We start from the raw sequence: 16,881 nt of genomic DNA, 5'->3' as shown, positions 1-16,881 counted from the left end.
TTCTCCCTACGTCAGAGCTTGATCTCGATGTCGACGCCGGCCGGGAGATCGAGACGCATGAGCGAATCGACGGTCTTCGGCGTCGGGTCGATGATGTCGATGAGCCGCTTGTGGGTACGCATCTCGAAGTGCTCGCGGCTGTCCTTGTACTTGTGCGGCGAACGGATCACGCAGAACACGTTCTTCTCCGTGGGCAGCGGCACGGGGCCGGCCACCTTCGCGCCGGTGCGGGTCACGGTGTCGACGATCTTCTTCGCCGACGAGTCGATGACCTCGTGGTCGTAGGCCTTGAGCCGGATACGGATTTTCTGTCCCGCCATGCTCTTGCTCGTCCTTTACGTTCGTCTTCGCTTCACTCGCCCCCGGCTGGGAGGAGTTCCGTTGCTCCCCTCCGTCCCCCGAGGTCGGGCGTGTCGCGCCGCTTCCGCGCGCAGATGTCACACACTTCTCGAGTTAGGTGGTTGGACCGGTGCCGCCCCCTGACGGGTTCGGCTCGCCGGACAAGCATGGACTCGGGTCCGACGTCCGCACTGGGACCAGGCGTGAGATTCCTGAGCGCAGACGTCACCGCGACCATGCCGAGGCAACTTGTCTATCTTGACAGACCGAGGGGGGCGAACACAAATCGGGCCCCTACGTGCGTTCGGTCACTCCCCCGTCGACAACCTCTCGTGGTCCGTCGAGGTCGACGAGGTCGCCCGGCGCCAACCCGAGGGCACGTTCGATGTCCGCGGGGGACGTCTCCTCCAGGTAGGCGCAGATCTGGGTCGTCAGCTCGCGCCAGTACCCGCGGAGCGTGGACTCGGACAGGAACAGCTTGCGGCTCAACTGGGCGTAGGTGAGCCCCCGCGCGCGACCGACGAGCACCTCACGCTGGCGCGGGCCGATGAAACTGCGGCTGCGCCGTCGGGTCAGCACATCGAGCAGCCCGAGGACGCGAGCCGGGGCGACCAGCTCACCGGCAGCGACATCACGGAAGGCCGCTTCCGCCGCCTCGAGCGACGACGCCTTGGAGACCATGCCCCGGGCACCTGCCATGAGGCAGGATGCCAGCACGAACGGTCGCTCCTCCTGCGTGTAGAGGCACACGCGATGTCCGGCCTGGGCCACCGAGCGGACCGCTGCGACTCCCTGCCGCACGTCGGGCTGTCCGGAGTTGGCGAGGTGGAGATCGAGGATCACCAGGTCGTGGTCGGGCAACTCGGCGGCGAGCATGTCCTCGACCGTGGCGAAGGTCCCGACCGAGGTGATACCGGGCAAGAGGTCGAGCAGGGAGTTCCTGATGACGGTCGAGTCATCGACCACCACAGCGCGGACCGTCATGGCGTCGCCCCCGTGATGCTGACGCTGGTCCCGAGACCGGGTGCCGAATCCACCTCGACGGCGACCCCGTGCCGCGCGAGAGCCCCGACGACCACCTCAGCGAGGCCGACGCCGAAGGTCTCCGGCACCGGCCGGAAACCGCGACCATCGTCGTCACCGTGATCGTCCAACGCCGTTCGTCCTCCTCCGCATGCACCACCACGTGACTGGCGTGAGCGTGGAGGCGGACGTTGAGCAGCAGGCTCTGGAGTGCCGCGGCGATGGCCTTAGCACACTCCGGCGCGATCCGGATCGTGACCGCAGTGTCGGCGACGGTCTCCATCGGCAGGTCCTCGAAGCCGAGACAACCACGACGGACGACCTCGGCGAGCGTGGCGCAGTCGCGGTGTTCGTCGGCGACCTTCCGGTGGCTGACCCCGTGGGAGGGCGTCAGCGCCTGGCGAGCAGGCCACGGGCTGGATCGCGTTCCAGGTCAACACCCGCTCCGACGCCTACCAGCTGGAGTACAAGCGGATGGCGGCGAGCGTCATCGGCAGCGACGAGCAGATCGACGAGCAGATCTGGACCGTCGCACTGCCGACTGCCTGACCAGACTTCCGCCCGGCCGGGCGGACACGACGACGGTGGCCGAACTCTCGGGGGGTTGGGCCACCGTCGTCGTTTTCGTGCTCAGTGGTGGACGTGGGCCTCGGTCTCGGCATGACCCCGCGTCTCGATCTGCAGAGTCGAGTGTTCGACGTCGAAGTGCTCGGAGAGACAGCCGTGAAGACGGCCGAGGACGGCCTGGGCGTCTCCCATCGCGGCCACGTCGTCGTCGACCACGATGTGCGCGCTCATGACCGGCATCCCCGACGTGATGGTCCAGACGTGGAGGTCGTGCACGTCGACGACGCCCTCCGCCCCCATCAGATGCTCGCGCAACTCGGCGAGGTCGACGTCGCGCGGCGTCGATTCGAGGAGCACCTCGCCCACCTCGCGCAGCAACGAGACGGCGCGCGGAACGATGAGCGCTGCGATGACCAGAGAGGCGACGGGGTCGGCCTGGCTCCATCCGGTCAGCACGATGACACCGGCCGCGACGAGGACCGCGACAGAGCCCAGCGCGTCGCCGAGCACCTCCAGATAGGCGCCGCGCACGTTGAGGTTCTCGCTCGCTCCGTCGCGCAGTAACAGCAGCGCCACGATGTTGGCCGCGAGGCCCACGGCGCCGGCCGCGAGCACGAGCCCGCCGTCGATCTCGACCGGTGCCGAGAGCCGGCGCACCGCACCGATGACGATCGCGACGCACAATCCGAGCAGGATGAGCCCGTTCGCGCCGGCGGCGAGCACCTCGGCGCGATGGAAGCCGTAGGAGGATCGCGCGGCCGGCCCTCCCCCGCGCCGGCCGACGGTGATCGCGATGAGCGCCATCGCCACGCCGACCGCGTCGGTCAGCACGTGGCCGGCGTCGGCGAAGAGCGCGAGGCTGCCGGTGAGCGCCGCGACGACCACCTGGACGACGAAGACCACCAGCGCGATGAGGAGCACCATGGCCAGCCGTCCTCGATGCTGGACGCCGCTGCCGTGGTGGTGACCATGACTCATGTGAATAAGGCTAGGCCGACGTTGCGTAATTCACGAGCCGCCGTCCCAGCAAAAGGACGCCATTGAGAACCGTTCGCGCGGGGCGGCGGTGCGGGCACTCCGCACGTCACGCGGGACAGGTGCGACGAAATCACCGTCACGGTACTGGAAGTCAAGGACGATGTGGTGCGGATCGGCATCGACGCGCCAGGCTCGGTGCCGGTGAACCGCGCCGAACTGCTCGTCGAACTGCAGGACAGCAACCGCGACGAGGCCTCCCCGGCACCCGACCAGGTCGACTCCCTCCGCGCCGCCCTGCGCCGCGACCCCTGAGGCGACGCGGCTGCGGTCGCTGGCGCTCCCCCACGACAACGAAAGAACCCCCGGGCCGAGGCCCGGGGGTTCTTTCGTCGAGAGTCAGAGACTCACTTGATGATCTTCGTGACGCGACCGGCGCCGACGGTGCGGCCACCCTCGCGGATCGCGAAGCGCAGACCCTCTTCCATGGCGATCGGCTGGATCAGCTGAACGCTCATCTCGGTGTTGTCGCCGGGCATGACCATCTCGGTGCCCTCAGGCAGCGTGACGACGCCGGTGACGTCCGTAGTGCGGAAGTAGAACTGCGGACGGTAGTTGTTGAAGAACGGCGTGTGACGGCCACCCTCGTCCTTGGACAGGATGTAGACCTGGCCCTCGAACTCCGTGTGGGGAGTCGTCGAACCGGGCTGGATCACGACCATTCCGCGCTCCACGTCCTCGCGCTTCGTACCACGCAGGAGCAGACCGACGTTCTCGCCCGCCTGGCCCTCGTCGAGGAGCTTGCGGAACATCTCGATGCCGGTGACGGTGGTGGTCTGCTTCTCGTCGCGGATACCGACGATGTCGACCGTGTCGTTCACCTTGACGATGCCGCGCTCGATACGGCCGGTGATCACAGTGCCACGACCGGTGATCGTGAAGACGTCCTCGACCGGCATGAGGAACGGCTTGTCCGTCTCACGCGGGGGCAGCGGGATGTACTCGTCGACGGCGTTCATCAGCTCGATGATCGACTCGCCCCACTTGGCATCGCCCTGGAGCGCCGGGTGAGCGGCGACCTTGACGACCGGGACGTTGTCGCCGTCGAACTCCTGCTCGTTGAGGAGCTCACGGACTTCGAGCTCGACGAGCTCGAGGATCTCCTCGTCGTCGACCATGTCGCACTTGTTGAGCGCGACGACCATCGCCGGCACACCGACCTGGCGGGCCAGGAGGACGTGCTCACGCGTCTGCGGCATGGGGCCGTCGGTGGCGGCCACCACGAGGATGGCGCCGTCCATCTGCGCCGCACCCGTGATCATGTTCTTGACGTAGTCAGCGTGACCGGGGCAGTCGACGTGCGCGTAGTGGCGGTTCTCCGTCTGGTACTCGACGTGCGAGATCGAGATGGTGATGCCGCGCTGCTTCTCTTCGGGCGCCTTGTCGATCGCGTCGAACGCGTAGTCGTCGTTCAGGTCGGGGTACTTGTCGTGCAGCACCTTGGTGATCGCCGCGGTCAAGGTGGTCTTGCCGTGGTCGATGTGACCGATGGTGCCGATGTTCATGTGCGGCTTGGTCCGCTCGAACTTCGCCTTAGCCACTTGGGGCTCCTCCTGGATTGATTGTTGCTGTTGAACGCCGTGTGGTCACCCGATGACGAGTACCTCAGGCCACCCTATTCGATGGTCCGCTGTTACTCGCCGCGGGCCTTCTTGATGATCTCTTCGGCCACGGCCTTCGGAACCTCGGCGTAAGAGTCAAACTGCATCGAGTACGACGCACGGCCCGAGGTCTTGGACCGCAGGTCACCGACGTACCCGAACATCTCGGACAGCGGCACCAGAGCCTTGATCAGCTTGGCTCCGCCGTATCCCTCCTCCATGGACTGAACCTGTCCACGGCGGGAGTTGAGGTCGCCGATCACATCGCCCATGTAGTCCTCGGGCGTCGTGACCTCGACAGCGAACATGGGCTCGAGCAGGACCGGGTTGGCCTTGCGCGCCGCCTCCTTGAACGCCATCGAACCGGCGAGCTTGAACGCGAGCTCGGAGGAGTCGACGTCGTGGTACGCGCCGTCCTCGAGCGTCACCTTGACGTCGACCATCGGGTAGCCGGCGAGGACACCGAACTGCATGGCGTCCTGCGCACCGGCGTCGACCGAGGGGATGTACTCCTTCGGCACGCGGCCGCCGGTGACCTCGTTGACGAACTCGTAGCCGCCCTCGCCACCGACGATCGCGCCGATCGGCTCGATGCCCATGACGACCTTGGCGAACTGGCCCGAGCCACCGGTCTGCTTCTTGTGCGTGTAGCTGACGCCTTCGACCTTCTTCTTGATGGTCTCGCGGTAGGCGACCTGGGGCTTGCCGACGTTGGCCTCGACGCGGAACTCGCGCTTCATGCGGTCGACCAGGATGTCGAGGTGGAGCTCGCCCATGCCCTTGATGATGGTCTGGCCCGTCTCCTCGTCGGTGTGAACCTGGAAGGTCGGATCCTCCTCCGCCAGACGCTGGATCGCGACGCCGAGCTTCTCCTGGTCACCCTTGGTCTTGGGCTCGATGGCGACCTCGATCACCGGATCGGGGAAGGTCATCGACTCCAGGACGATCGGCTTACTCGCATCGGCGAGGGTCTCACCGGTCGTGGTGTCCTTGAGGCCCATGACAGCGACGATCTGACCGGCACCCACCGACGCGATCTCCTCACGCTTGTTGGCGTGCATCTGGTAGATCTTGCCGATCCGCTCCTTGCGGCCCTTGGTGACGTTGAGCACCTGGGTGCCCGCCTCGAGCCGGCCGGAATAGACGCGCACGAAGGTCAGCTTGCCCAGGTGCGGGTCGGCGGCGATCTTGAACGCGAGGGCCGAGAACGGCGACTCCTCGGACGGCTCACGCGTGTCCTCGACGTCCTCGTTGCCGGGCTTGTGGCCCTTGACCGAACCGATGTCGATGGGCGACGGGAGGTAGTCGACGACCGCGTCCAGCAGCGGCTGCACGCCCTTGTTCTTGAAGGCCGTGCCGCACAGGACGGGATTCAGCGAGGTGGACAGCGTGGCGCGACGGATCGCGGCCTTGAGCTGCTCGACGCTGATGTCCTCACCCTCGAGGTAGAGCTCGGCGATCTCGTCGTCGACGTCCGCGAGGGTCTCGAGCAGAGCCTCACGCGCCTCCGCGGCCGCGTCAGCGAGCTCGGCCGGGATCTCCTCGACCTCGTAGTCCTCACCGATGGAGGTCTCGCCGCGCCACGTCAGGGCACGCATGCCGACGAGGTCGACGACACCGAGGAAGTCGGCCTCCGCACCGATCGGAAGCTGCAGGACCAGCGGCGTCGCGCCGAGGCGCTCGCGGATGGTCTTGACGCAGAAGTCGAACGACGCACCGGTGCGGTCGAGCTTGTTGACGAAGCACATGCGCGGGACGCCGTACTTGTCGGCCTGACGCCAGACGGTCTCGGACTGCGGCTCGACGCCGGCGACACCGTCGAACACCGCGACGGCGCCGTCGAGGACGCGCAGCGAGCGCTCGACCTCGACCGTGAAGTCGACGTGGCCGGGGGTGTCGATGATGTTGATCTGGTGGTTCTTCCACCAGCAGGTCGTCGCTGCGGACGTGATGGTGATGCCGCGCTCCTGCTCCTGCTCCATCCAGTCCATCGTGGCGCCGCCCTCGTGGGTCTCACCGATCTTGTGATTGATACCGGTGTAGAAGAGGATGCGCTCGGTGGTGGTGGTCTTTCCGGCATCGATGTGCGCCATGATGCCGATGTTGCGGACGCGCTTGAGGTCGGTGGTGATGTCAGTAGCCATGAAAACCTTCGGATTGTGAGAGGTCGCTGCGAGCTGCCAGGCTCGGCGGTGGAGGAAGGTGACCCACCTCGAAGAGGGACCGAATCACCAGCGGTAATGGGCGAACGCCTTGTTGGCTTCGGCCATCTTGTGGGTGTCCTCGCGCTTCTTGACGCTCGCGCCCAGCCCGTTGCTGGCGTCGAGCAGCTCGTTCATGAGTCGCTCGGACATGGTCTTCTCGCGGCGCTCCTGGGCGTACTTGACGATCCAGCGCAGCGCGAGGGTGGTCTGGCGGCCCGGACGGACGTCGACCGGGACCTGGTAGGTGGCGCCACCGACACGGCGGCTCTTGACCTCGAGGCTCGGCTTGACGTTGTCGAGCGCGCGCTTGAGCGTGATGACCGGGTCGGTGCCCGTCTTCTCGCGGGTGCCCTCGAGGGCGTTGTAGACGATGCGCTGCGCGACCTGCTTCTTGCCGTCGACGAGCACCTTGTTGATCAGCTGGGTGACCAGCTGGCTGCCGAAGACCGGGTCGGTCTCGATGGCACGCTTGGGAGCGGGACCCTTGCGAGGCATCAGCTCTTCTCCTTCTTCGCGCCGTAGCGGCTGCGAGCCTGCTTGCGACCCTTCACGCCCTGCGTGTCGAGCGAGCCGCGGATGACCTTGTAACGCACACCCGGCAGGTCCTTCACACGACCACCACGCACGAGCACGATCGAGTGCTCCTGGAGGTTGTGACCCTCGCCGGGGATGTAGGCGGTGACCTCGGTGCCGCTCGAGAGCCTCACACGAGCAACCTTCCGCAGCGCGGAGTTCGGCTTCTTCGGCGTCGTGGTGTACACGCGCGTGCACACGCCACGGCGCTGCGGCGAACCCTTGAGCGCGGGCGTGTTCGTCTTGACCACCTTGGACTGGCGGCCCTTGCGAACCAACTGGTTGATCGTGGGCACTACATGCTTCTTTCTGCTGACCGATGTTGTTGCCTGAAGGTGACGCGGCCCGTGCGAAGTCGTCGCCGATTCGATGGGCACGCACGCCAGCCTGACAGATGCCAGGCACAGCGCATAAGCCTACCGGAGCCGGTGAGACGGGTCAAAATCGAGGTACCCATCACCGTCTCCCAGCCTATCGAGCGGCCCCAAGCGCGAGAGCGTTCAGGGCACGCGAGGACCGTCGAAGAACGGCACCGCCGCCCCGGTGAGCTGCAGCCGCCCGGCCGGCAGGCGGTTCCACAGGGCCAGGTACAGCTCCACGACGGTGCCCCGAGCGGAGCCGGCCGGGTCCACCTCGTGGCTCACCACGGTCGGCGGCTCGGTGGGGTTCTCGCCCGGAACGACGGTCCAGACACGCTCGATGTCGGTGGCGACGAGATCGATGGGACCGGGGACGACCGGCGGTCGGCCCCGCGCGACCATGCGCCGCAGGAAGACCCGCAGCACCTCGCTGACACCGTCGGCGGCGACGTCGGCGGCGACACCCCACCCGTACTCGGGGCGGCCGAGCGCCTGCGCGAGATCGACCGCGTGGATCGTCGTCTCGTGCAACTGCCGGCGGGGCCAGAACGCGGCGACCTCGTCGATCCCCGCGAAGTTCGGTGTCGGTTCGTCACCGTCGACCGCCTGGAGCGCGGCCAGCAGAGCAGTTGCGGTCCCGGCGTACCACTCCTCGAGCGGCTCGGTCGGGCGGGTGACGGGCTCGCTCGCGATCCGCTGTCCGCTCAGCACAGTGGCCGCGGCCCAGCGGTGCACGTTGCCGAGGTGGCCGACGAGGTCGACGACGGTCCAGTCAGTGCACGCCGGAACCGGTTCGTCGCCCTCCGCCGCCATCGTCAGCTCCGTGAACCGAGCCATGGCGCGACCGAGGGCGATCAGCGGATCGTCCATCCGCTCACCCTGACACTCGCGCCAGCAGCTCGGCCAGCGAGCTCACCTCGACACCCTCACGGCACGTGACCACCCTGCTCACCTCAACTCCCGGGCCAGCAGCTCGGCCAGGTGCAGACTGTCGACGTCGGTGAGGTCGTCGATCTGCGTGCGGCAGCTGAAGCCGTCGGCGAGCACGATCGTGCCGGGCTGGGCGTCACGGAGGGCAGGCAGGAGCTGCTGCTCGGCCACACCGACGGACACCTCGTAATGCCCCTTCTCCACGCCGAAGTTGCCGGCCAGACCGCAGCACCCGCCAAGCCTCTGGATCTGCGCGCCCATGGACTCCAGCAACGCCAGGTCCGGCTCGAACCCGAGCACCGAAGAGTGGTGGCAATGCGGCTGCACGATGATGCGGCGCCCACTCAGGTCGGGCGCCTCCCACTCCTCGTCCCGGCGCAGGAGCTCGGCGAGGGTGAGCACTCCCCCGGCCACCTCCGCCGCGCGCGGGTCGTCGACGAGTTCGACCGCGTCCGAACGCAGCACCGCGAGGCAGGACGGTTCCAGACCGACCACCGGTACGCCAGCAGCCACGTAGGGATGGAGCTGCTCGACAGTGCGCTCGACGAGTTCGCGTGCGGTGTCGAGCTGGCCCGTGGTGATCCACGTCAGACCGCAGCACTGCGGACGTTCCAACAGCTCCACGGCGTAGCCGGCGGCTTCGAGGACGTCCACCGCCGCGCGACCCGAGGCGGTGCCGAAGTACTCGGTGAAGGAGTCCGCCCACAGCAGGACCCGCTTGTCGCCGCGCGGGCGATGGTCGCGCAGCTGACGGCTCAAGGTGCGGGTCGCGAAACGCGGCAGGCTGCGTCGCTGATCGACACCCGCCACCCACCGGGCGACGTGGACGATGCCCGGGATGCGCAGGGCCAGGTTCGCCAGGCCCGCGATCGGCGCGTTCAGTCGCGCCCAGAACGGCAGACGGCCGAGGATGTAGTGGCTGCGCGGTCGGCGTTTGCCGCGGTACGTCTGGTAGAGCACCTCGGACTTGTACGTCGCCATGTCGACGCCCGTCGGGCAGTCGCTGAGGCAGCCCTTGCACGACAGGCACAGGTCGAGCGCCTCGTGCACCTCCGGACTGGCCCAGCCCTCAGAGACGAGCCGGCCGTCGACCATCTCCTGAAGCACGCGAGCGCGTCCGCGCGTGGAGTCCTTCTCCTGGCGGGTGGCCTGGAAGGAGGGGCACATGACGCCGCCGGTCGCCTGATTGGGCGCCAGGCACTTGCCGACGCCCGTGCAGCGGTGCACGGCCGCGCCGAAGCTTCCTTCGTCGTGCAGGAGCCGCAAACCCTGGCGACTGCTGCGGAGGCCCGGCGCCCACTCACGGTGCTGACCGCGCAGGTCCGCTTCCACGGGACGCGGCTCCACGAGCACGCCCGGGTTGAGCAGGTTCTCCGGGTCGAAGACGTGCTTGACCTGGGAGAAGAGGTCGGTCGCCTTCGGCGAGTACATCAACGGAAGCAGCTCGGAGCGGGCGCGACCGTCGCCGTGCTCGCCGGAGAAGGAACCGCCGTGCGAGGCGGCCAGGCGCGCCGCGTCGAACAGGAAGTCGCGGAACGTCTGGTGACCGTCGGGCGCGTCGAGCTCGAAGTCGATCCGCACGTGGACACAACCGTCACCGAAGTGGCCGAACGGCACGCCGTGGACGCCGTACTCGTTCATGAGGGTGTCGAACTCGCGCAGGTAGGCGCCGAGTCGCTCCGGCGGCACCGCGGCGTCCTCCCAGCCGGACAACGCCGGTCGATCGAGAGCGCGACCGGCGAGGCCTGCGCCCTCCTCGCGGATGCGCCAGAGGACGCCCTGCTCGAGCGGCGACGTGACGTGCCGGTGCGCGAGGGCGCCGGAGGCGCGGACGACCTTGGCGGCCCGGTCCTCGAGTTCGGCGGCGTCGTCGCCGGACAGCTCGACGTAGAGGTAGCCCCCGCCGTCGGGCAGGTCGGGAACGGCGGCGTCGCCCTTGGCGGCGCGGTAGACCTCGACGATCCGCGCGCCGAGACCCTCGCAGGCGGTCGGCGAGTAGGGCAGCACCGCGGGGGTGTGGTCCGCGGCCTCGGCCATCGACGGGTAGGCGAGCACGACCAGGTGCCGGTGCGTCGGGTCCTTCACGAGGTCGACGGTCGCGCCGAGCAGGAGTGCGAGGGTGCCCTCGGTCCCGGCCATGAACGACCCGACATCGAATCCCCGCTCGGGCAGCAGGTGCTCGAGGCTGTAGCCGGAGACCTGACGGCCGAAGCGGCCGAACTCCGTGCGGACGGTGGCGAGGTCGGACCCCACGACGCCACGCAGTTTCTCCAGCGTGGGCGACGTGACGGCCACGTCGCGGCCGACCTGGATGCGTTCGCCGCCGATCGTGAGCAGGTCGAGGGCGGCGACGTTGTCCGCGCTGCGCCCGTAACCGAGCGCTCGGTTGCCGCAGGCGTTGTTGCCGATCATGCCGCCCACGGTGCAGCGCGTGTGGGTCGACGGGTCAGGCCCGTACCGCAGGCGCTGCGGGGCGGCGGCGCGCTGGAGCGCCGCGTGGACGACACCGGGCTGGACCTCGGCGGTGCGGGTGGCCTCGTCGACGGCCAGCACGCGGTTCATGTGCCGGGCGAAGTCGACCACGATGCCGGTACCGACGGCGTTGCCCGCGATCGACGTTCCGGCGCCACGCGCGGTGATGGGGGTCCCGGTCTCCACGGCGGCGGCCGCGATGGCCATGACCTCGTCGATGTCACGCGGGCGTGCGACGACCCGGGGCACGACGCGGTAGAGCGAGGCGTCCGTGCTGTAGAGGGCGCGCGACAACGACGAGTCGTCGACATCTCGCACTCCGTGCCGGCGCAGGGCCTCGACGACGTCCGTCGCGGCAGTCGTGACCTCGGCTACCACAGCTCCACCGAAGCGTCGAGGATGCCGGCGATGTCGTCCTCGGTGACGATCTTGGGCGCGGTGGCGAGCAGTCGCTGCTGCTTGAGCGTGCCCTCGACGAGCGCGTCGCGATCGCCGGGCTCGAAACCGATCGCCGACAGACCGTTGGGGATGCCGACGTCACGCATGATCGATCGCAGGACGGACGGAAGCAGATCCTCAGGGCGGTCGGTCCGCGCATCAGGATCGAGCAACCGTGCGGCGCGGACGTGTCGGTCCGGATCGGCGTCGAACGTGAACGCGAAGGCGGCCGGCGCGGTGAGCGAGACGGCCATGCCGTGCGGAACCATCGCGTGGTCGGCGTCGTAGCCCTCAGGGCGGAACCCGTCGGGCACCTGGCCGGCGATCGGGTAAGCGTTGGCGTGCGGGATGTGCACCCCCGCGTTGCCGAAACCGAGTCCGGCGAACGTCGCGGCCATCGCCATCTGCTCGCGGGCCTCGACGTCGTCGCCGTGACGCACCGCGGTACGGAACGCGCCGGCCATGAGGCTCAGCGCCTTCTCGGCCCACAGGTCCGCGATGGGATTGGCCCCGCAGTAGGGCACCCGCTCGTCGGCGCGCTTGTGCTCGTAGGACGTGTAGGGACGGGCCGTGTAGCTCTCGAGGGCGTGGCACAGGATGTCCAGGCCCGACGCAGCCGTGACGCCCGCGGGCTGGCTGACGGTGAGCTCGGGATCGACCACCGCGTAGACCGGACGCAGTCGGGCGTGCGAGATGCCGGTCTTCACGTGCTGGCTCACCACGTCGAGAACGCAGATGGTCGTGCTCTCGCTGCCGGTTCCGGTGGTGGTGGGCACCGCGACGAGCGGCAGCAACGGATGCTGCGGGGCACGTCCTCCACCGACGGGCGCGTTGACGTAGTCCATGAGCTCGCCCTCGTTGGTCAACAGGAGGTTGACCGCCTTGGCGGTGTCGATACTGCTTCCGCCGCCGAACGCGATGACCGCGTCGAACGGTGCCGCCGCACGAGCGAACTCCACCGCCTCGACGAGGCTCGCATCGGTGGGCTCGACGCGCGTACGGTCGAAGACGACGACCTCGCGACCGCTCGCGCGGATCTCCTCGGCGAGGGCGGCCGGGGCGCCGGTCTCGGCCACACCGGGGTCGGTGACCACGAGGACCCGTTCGACGTCCCAGTCGCCCAGGTCGGTCGCGATCTCGTGCCGCGCTCCCGCTCCGAACTTGAGCCGGGGAGCTCCGTAGGTGAAGACGGTCTCGGGTTGGTCCGGGTGGAAGGCCGCCACGTCATCTCCTTCGCCGCGCGTGACTGTGGTCAGAAGGATACGCGCCACGCCGGACGGGACGGTTGGTGCGTGGCCTTAGGCTGGTCCGGAACGGACCGGGACGAACGAGGTGGAGATGAAGCGCAGACTGATGGTGACGGCCGGCGTGAGTGCAGCCCTCTTGGCGCTCACCGCCTGCGACTCGGGCAGCACGACGCCCGCCCCGTCTGCGACGCCCACCGCCGTCGCCACCGCGGACGATGCTCCGGTCGACAGCCACGAGTCCGGTCTCGAGAGCCCGATCGTCTTCGGCCTGACCGTGCCGCGCGGCGCGGTCCAGCTCGGTCCGCTCGTCCAGGTGCGCAGCCAGGAACTGCTCGACACCTACCGTCCCGAGCTCGAGGCGCTGCTCGCCGAACAGGCGGCCGAGGAGGCCGCTGAGCAGGAGGCCGAGGCGGCCGAGAACGAGGGCGAACCGACCGAAGAGGCCACCCCGTCCCCCACGCCGACCCCGACTCCTACCGACATCCGTCCCGAGCGAGACACGTTCGCCCCGCTGGAGGAGCCGCCGCTTCCCGACACGGTCACATCGGTCATGCGCATCGACGACGAGCCCTCCGAGGTCACCCGCACGATGCTCGCGCAGATCGCCGCGCTGCTGCCGGAGGAGGAGATCGTCACCGACGACCTCAGCACGTACTGCGACTCGGAGAATGACCGCGTCACGCACTGCGCCCTCGACGTCACCGGCACCACCCCCGGAGACCGCGAGGTCCGCGTCCAGCTCGACATCGATCCGGGTGAGCTCGCGACCCGGACCGCCAACGCCTACGCACAGGAGAAGCCGGTCATGGTGCTCACCGTGACCTACGTCGGCGATCCGCGCGAGGGCCAGGAGAACCGCGAGCCCGAGCAACTCGACGAGATCGATCCGGTCGACACCCCGGAGAAGTCCGGGCTGATCTGGCCGAAGATGGACCTCGACGCCCCGGGCGAGGGCCCGTTCCTCGGCGACTGGACTCCGCCGGAGGACGGCCGCGTCCTGCTGACCGGTCACGATCCGGCGTTCGTCCTCGTGTACACGCAGCGTTCCACCGAGGGCGCGCAGATCGCCCGTGACTACGTCGCCGCGAAGACCGGGGTCGAGGAGCCCGTCCGCGATGTCGTGGCGTATCTCAACGAGGTCAACGCGGTCTACTCCGCGCAGGCTCCCGACGGCACCACGGCCCGCGCCGTCCACGTCGTCACCGCGCGCGGCAGCTACACGTTCCTCTTCTCCCTCCCGCCCGCCTAACGCGGTCGAGGAGGTCGCGCTCCGTGGCGGCTACGCCCTCACTGGCACGCTCCACGCTGCTCGTTCCTCGCCGCTCCTCGACCACCTCACCGGGGCTCCTCGGTCGGGACCGGGCTCAGGGGGTGTAGTCGGCGAGGCGCTCCAGGACGTAGTCGACGACCGGGAGCGTGGAGAGCGTGGCCACGTCCGTCAGCGGCACCCACGCCACCTCGTCGGTGGTGCCGTCCACCTCGACGACACGCGGTTCGACTTCGGGTTCGACCGTGACGGCGTAGAGCACATGAACGCCGTGATAGTCCTCGTAGGCGTCGTCCCGGCCGTGGTCGATGACCCGGAGTGAGTGGATGTCGACGAGCCGGACCGAGGCCGCAGTGAGGCCGGTCTCCTCGTAGAGTTCGCGCCGGACGGCGTCGTGCGGGGACTCCCCGTGGTCGACGCCCCCGCCGGGAAGCGCCCAGAACCCCACGGGGTAACCGCTCGGCGAGATCTTGGTGAGCAGGACGGACCCGTCGCGGAGCACCACCGCGTACGCGCCCAATCGCTGGGTGCGTCGCGGACCGGGGACCGTGGGCTCCTGCGCAGTGCTGCCGAACTCCGTCATCTCGGTAGAGTCAATCACAATGACTCCGCTCGCTCCGCTCCCCCACGAGACGACTCAGCCGAAGGAACGCGTCGCCTACCTGGACAACGCGCGTTTCTGGGTCATGCTGCTCGTCGTCATCGGCCATTCGTTGACCGAGTTGGTCGTGATGAACTCCGCACGCGGCGTCTACACGTGGATCTACCTGTTCCACATGCCGTTCTTCATCCTCATCTCGGGCTACACCGCGCGCCACTACGTGGGTGACTTTCGTCAGGTCCGCCGTATCGTCGCCACGCTGATCGTGCCGTATCTGATCGTCGAGACGTCGCTGCAGCTCATGACCCGGCACTACGACGGCGAACCCGAGCATCTGATGATCCTGTCACCGCAATGGGTGGGCTGGTTCCTCGCCGCGCTCTTCGTGTGGCGGCTCACCACCCCCATCTGGCGGGCGCTCAAGTACCCCATCACGACGTCGATCCTCATCTCGCTCGCGTCGGGCCTCATCGAGATACCCAACGTCCTGGCGCTGCCCAAGGTGCTCGGCTTCCTGCCGTTCTACGTCATCGGTCTGCACTTCAATCGCGAGATGTTCCTGCGACTGACGCAGCTGCCCTACCGGATCGCCGGCGCCTTGCTCCTCGCCGGCTCGCTCGCGGCCTCGCTGCTGTTCGCCGATCATCGGTTCCCGACGCAGTGGTTGCTGTACCGCGGTCGTTACGAGGACCTCGACGTCTCGTGGTTCGAGGGCGTGGCCGTGCGCGGGCTGCTTCTCGCCATCGGCCTGCTGCTGACCCTCGCGGCACTCTCGCTGGTGCCCCGGGCACGGTCGGTCACCACGGTGCTCGGTTCACGCACCCTGTACGCCTACCTGCTGCACGGCTTCATCATCATCTACCTGGACCGCCAGTTCGGCCTCTGGGCGACGATCGAGCCGTATGGCGCGACCGCGGTCCTGGGGTGCATCGTCGTCGGCGCGATCGTCGCGGTCCTGCTGATGACGAAACCGGTCGCCACCGTCTTCCGGCCGGTCTTCGAGCCGAAGCTCACCTGGATGTTCCGCGATCCCTCGCAGGACGTCCACCATCCGCCCAGCGACGTTCCCGTCTGGAAGCAGGACCTGCGTCGACGAGCCCCTGCCACTCGCGGCGACGATCCCGGGTCGGTCGCGTTCACGCGCGTGATCCGCTGATCGTGCCAGACGACGCTGAGGGCGGCCCCAGGATGGGGCCGCCCTCAGCTGCGACGTCGTCGGCCTACCGGCCGGTGTGGACCGCGACCGGCGGTCGCGGAGCCGTCGGCGTCTGCGGACCTTCACCTTGGGCGGGGGGCTGCGGCTGCGGCTGCGGCTGGACCGGCGGAGCCGGGATGCAATCGCCCGTGCCGAAGTAATAGGTGTCGCCGGCGAAGCTGATCGAGTTGATCACAGCGCCTTCGGAGCCGGTGAACCCGACACCGAGGATCTGATACATCCCGCCGAGTTCCTCGAGGCTGGTCTCGAGTTCCTCCAACAGCACGTCCATCGACTCGACCGTTCCACCGTTCGACGCCGTGAGTTCGACGCCCTGGAAGGTGTGCTGGCCCGGCCCGAACGGCTGGGCGTTACGTACCGTCGTGAATCCCGGTTCACCCTCGGGGTCGCCGTCGGGGTAGACGAAGAACGGGAGCTGCAGCGTCACGTCGCCCTGCTCGACGTCGATCGAGATCGACTCGATCAGCGCGCGGAGCTCGTCGGCATTGCCCTCAGGGCCGGCCGTGGGCCGCTGGTCGATCGCGAAGCCCTTCAGCACCTGGGTGACGTCTCGCTCCACCGCGGCGAGGGTGGTCACCGAGCATTCGTTGAACTGCAGGCTGTCGCTGACCTCGGCCGCCGGGTCCTCGGTGTTGCCGATGTGCCACTGGTCGTAGTTGTAGCCGGGGGTGCCCTCGTTGGGGTCCTCGAACCCGATGATGTCCTCCGGACCGAGCTGGTAATCGGCTGCCGACGCCGGTGTCACACTCGCGGCGACCAGGGCGGCGGTCATCGCGGTGGCCCCCAGTGCGGCCATGGCGCGCTTCTTCGTGTGCTGGGTCAGGACGGTCATGTCTACCTTTCGACGATGCTCGTGAGACGCGGCGGCCCGACGATCTCTGCCGTGCAATCAGGCCGAGGAATACGGACGTGACGCTACCAGTGGCGAAGGACGCATGTTCCGGTTTCGGATGAACATCCATCTCGCCGCCTCGCCGGCACATGCCGGATACGACGACGCCCCCGCCGG

Annotated in this window: 16 protein-coding genes; 3 read left to right on the top strand and 13 right to left on the bottom strand. The window is 68.3% G+C overall.

Features of this window, described 5'->3' with window-relative positions; all coding sequences use genetic code 11:
• Window positions 1-11 precede the first annotated feature (11 nt).
• The 4 genes from rpsJ to EHW97_RS00490 form a co-directional block, all read right to left on the bottom strand.
• A complete protein-coding gene (rpsJ, locus tag EHW97_RS00505) occupies window positions 12-320 on the bottom strand; it encodes a 30S ribosomal protein S10 (protein ID WP_087624403.1) in 309 nt (102 codons plus the stop codon).
• 313 nt (window positions 321-633) lie between these two features.
• Window positions 634-1,323, bottom strand: coding sequence for a helix-turn-helix domain-containing protein (locus tag EHW97_RS00500; protein WP_124235220.1), 690 nt, complete (start codon window positions 1,321-1,323; stop codon window positions 634-636).
• Window positions 1,320-1,493 carry an ATP-binding protein gene (locus tag EHW97_RS00495; protein WP_124235219.1) on the bottom strand — a complete coding sequence of 58 codons (174 nt, stop codon included), beginning with the start codon at window positions 1,491-1,493 and terminating at the stop codon, window positions 1,320-1,322. Before EHW97_RS00495 ends, EHW97_RS00500 begins: the two co-directional genes overlap by 4 nt.
• Before the next feature lie 499 nt (window positions 1,494-1,992).
• The gene (locus EHW97_RS00490; RefSeq protein ID WP_124235218.1) at window positions 1,993-2,907 is read right to left on the bottom strand and encodes a cation diffusion facilitator family transporter; all 915 of its coding nucleotides are present in this window, start codon (window positions 2,905-2,907) and stop codon (window positions 1,993-1,995) included.
• Window positions 2,908-3,036: 129 nt separating this feature from the next.
• On the opposite strand from EHW97_RS00490, the gene EHW97_RS00485 reads away from it, so the two are divergent.
• Window positions 3,037-3,219, top strand: coding sequence for a carbon storage regulator (locus EHW97_RS00485; protein WP_124235217.1), 183 nt, complete (start codon window positions 3,037-3,039; stop codon window positions 3,217-3,219).
• A 92-nt stretch (window positions 3,220-3,311) separates the two neighbouring features.
• Here EHW97_RS00485 and tuf read toward each other — a convergent pair whose 3' ends face one another.
• The 7 genes from tuf to EHW97_RS00450 form a co-directional block, all read right to left on the bottom strand.
• Complete coding sequence (tuf, locus tag EHW97_RS00480) at window positions 3,312-4,505, bottom strand: elongation factor Tu (RefSeq protein ID WP_124235216.1); 1,194 nt, start codon at window positions 4,503-4,505, stop codon at window positions 3,312-3,314.
• Window positions 4,506-4,597: 92 nt separating this feature from the next.
• The gene (fusA, locus tag EHW97_RS00475; protein ID WP_124235215.1) at window positions 4,598-6,709 is read right to left on the bottom strand and encodes an elongation factor G; all 2,112 of its coding nucleotides are present in this window, start codon (window positions 6,707-6,709) and stop codon (window positions 4,598-4,600) included.
• A gap of 84 nt (window positions 6,710-6,793) precedes the next feature.
• Window positions 6,794-7,264 carry a 30S ribosomal protein S7 gene (rpsG, locus tag EHW97_RS00470; protein ID WP_124235214.1) on the bottom strand — a complete coding sequence of 157 codons (471 nt, stop codon included), beginning with the start codon at window positions 7,262-7,264 and terminating at the stop codon, window positions 6,794-6,796.
• The gene (rpsL, locus tag EHW97_RS00465; protein ID WP_124235415.1) at window positions 7,264-7,638 is read right to left on the bottom strand and encodes a 30S ribosomal protein S12; all 375 of its coding nucleotides are present in this window, start codon (window positions 7,636-7,638) and stop codon (window positions 7,264-7,266) included. The genes rpsG and rpsL overlap by 1 nt, the downstream gene beginning before the upstream one ends.
• A 204-nt stretch (window positions 7,639-7,842) precedes the next feature.
• The gene (locus EHW97_RS00460) at window positions 7,843-8,571 is read right to left on the bottom strand and encodes a maleylpyruvate isomerase family mycothiol-dependent enzyme (protein ID WP_124235213.1); all 729 of its coding nucleotides are present in this window, start codon (window positions 8,569-8,571) and stop codon (window positions 7,843-7,845) included.
• A 78-nt stretch (window positions 8,572-8,649) separates the two neighbouring features.
• Window positions 8,650-11,481, bottom strand: a complete 2,832-nt coding sequence (locus tag EHW97_RS00455; RefSeq protein ID WP_124235212.1) for an FAD-binding and (Fe-S)-binding domain-containing protein — start codon at window positions 11,479-11,481, stop codon at window positions 8,650-8,652.
• Complete coding sequence (locus tag EHW97_RS00450; protein ID WP_124235211.1) at window positions 11,475-12,764, bottom strand: hydroxyacid-oxoacid transhydrogenase; 1,290 nt, start codon at window positions 12,762-12,764, stop codon at window positions 11,475-11,477. The genes EHW97_RS00455 and EHW97_RS00450 overlap by 7 nt, the downstream gene beginning before the upstream one ends.
• A gap of 115 nt (window positions 12,765-12,879) precedes the next feature.
• On the opposite strand from EHW97_RS00450, the gene EHW97_RS00445 reads away from it, so the two are divergent.
• Complete coding sequence (locus EHW97_RS00445) at window positions 12,880-14,037, top strand: hypothetical protein (protein ID WP_124235210.1); 1,158 nt, start codon at window positions 12,880-12,882, stop codon at window positions 14,035-14,037.
• Window positions 14,038-14,152: 115 nt separating this feature from the next.
• Here EHW97_RS00445 and EHW97_RS00440 read toward each other — a convergent pair whose 3' ends face one another.
• The gene (locus tag EHW97_RS00440; protein WP_124235209.1) at window positions 14,153-14,638 is read right to left on the bottom strand and encodes an NUDIX hydrolase; all 486 of its coding nucleotides are present in this window, start codon (window positions 14,636-14,638) and stop codon (window positions 14,153-14,155) included.
• 19 nt (window positions 14,639-14,657) lie between these two features.
• Here EHW97_RS00440 and EHW97_RS00435 point away from each other — a divergent pair, with 19 nt between their 5' ends.
• Window positions 14,658-15,812 carry an acyltransferase family protein gene (locus EHW97_RS00435; protein ID WP_124235208.1) on the top strand — a complete coding sequence of 385 codons (1,155 nt, stop codon included), beginning with the start codon at window positions 14,658-14,660 and terminating at the stop codon, window positions 15,810-15,812.
• A 64-nt stretch (window positions 15,813-15,876) separates the two neighbouring features.
• Here EHW97_RS00435 and EHW97_RS00430 read toward each other — a convergent pair whose 3' ends face one another.
• Window positions 15,877-16,704, bottom strand: a complete 828-nt coding sequence (locus EHW97_RS00430) for a hypothetical protein (RefSeq protein WP_124235207.1) — start codon at window positions 16,702-16,704, stop codon at window positions 15,877-15,879.
• Between the last annotated feature and the right edge of the window lie 177 nt (window positions 16,705-16,881).

Origin of the sequence: Aeromicrobium camelliae (assembly GCF_003850045.1) — a bacterium.
In the GTDB taxonomy this organism is placed as follows: Bacteria; Actinomycetota; Actinomycetes; order Propionibacteriales; family Nocardioidaceae; genus Aeromicrobium; species Aeromicrobium camelliae.
Note: the sequence above shows the minus strand (reverse complement) of the source record. Positions and strands in the feature narration are given on the sequence as shown.

Bases quoted from the DNA above. Each gene is read 5' to 3' on its own strand.
- EHW97_RS00430 (WP_124235207.1), bottom strand. From the start codon at position 16,704: ATGACCGTCCTGACCCAGCACACGAAGAAGCGCGCCATGGCCGCACTG.
- EHW97_RS00440 (WP_124235209.1), bottom strand. From the start codon at position 14,638: ATGACGGAGTTCGGCAGCACTGCGCAGGAGCCCACGGTCCCCGGTCCG.
- EHW97_RS00445 (WP_124235210.1), top strand. From the start codon at position 12,880: ATGAAGCGCAGACTGATGGTGACGGCCGGCGTGAGTGCAGCCCTCTTG.
- EHW97_RS00435 (WP_124235208.1), top strand. From the start codon at position 14,658: ATGACTCCGCTCGCTCCGCTCCCCCACGAGACGACTCAGCCGAAGGAA.
- rpsG (WP_124235214.1), bottom strand. From the start codon at position 7,264: ATGCCTCGCAAGGGTCCCGCTCCCAAGCGTGCCATCGAGACCGACCCG.
- fusA (WP_124235215.1), bottom strand. From the start codon at position 6,709: ATGGCTACTGACATCACCACCGACCTCAAGCGCGTCCGCAACATCGGC.
- EHW97_RS00460 (WP_124235213.1), bottom strand. From the start codon at position 8,571: ATGGACGATCCGCTGATCGCCCTCGGTCGCGCCATGGCTCGGTTCACG.
- rpsJ (WP_087624403.1), bottom strand. From the start codon at position 320: ATGGCGGGACAGAAAATCCGTATCCGGCTCAAGGCCTACGACCACGAG.
- EHW97_RS00490 (WP_124235218.1), bottom strand. From the start codon at position 2,907: ATGAGTCATGGTCACCACCACGGCAGCGGCGTCCAGCATCGAGGACGG.
- EHW97_RS00500 (WP_124235220.1), bottom strand. From the start codon at position 1,323: ATGACGGTCCGCGCTGTGGTGGTCGATGACTCGACCGTCATCAGGAAC.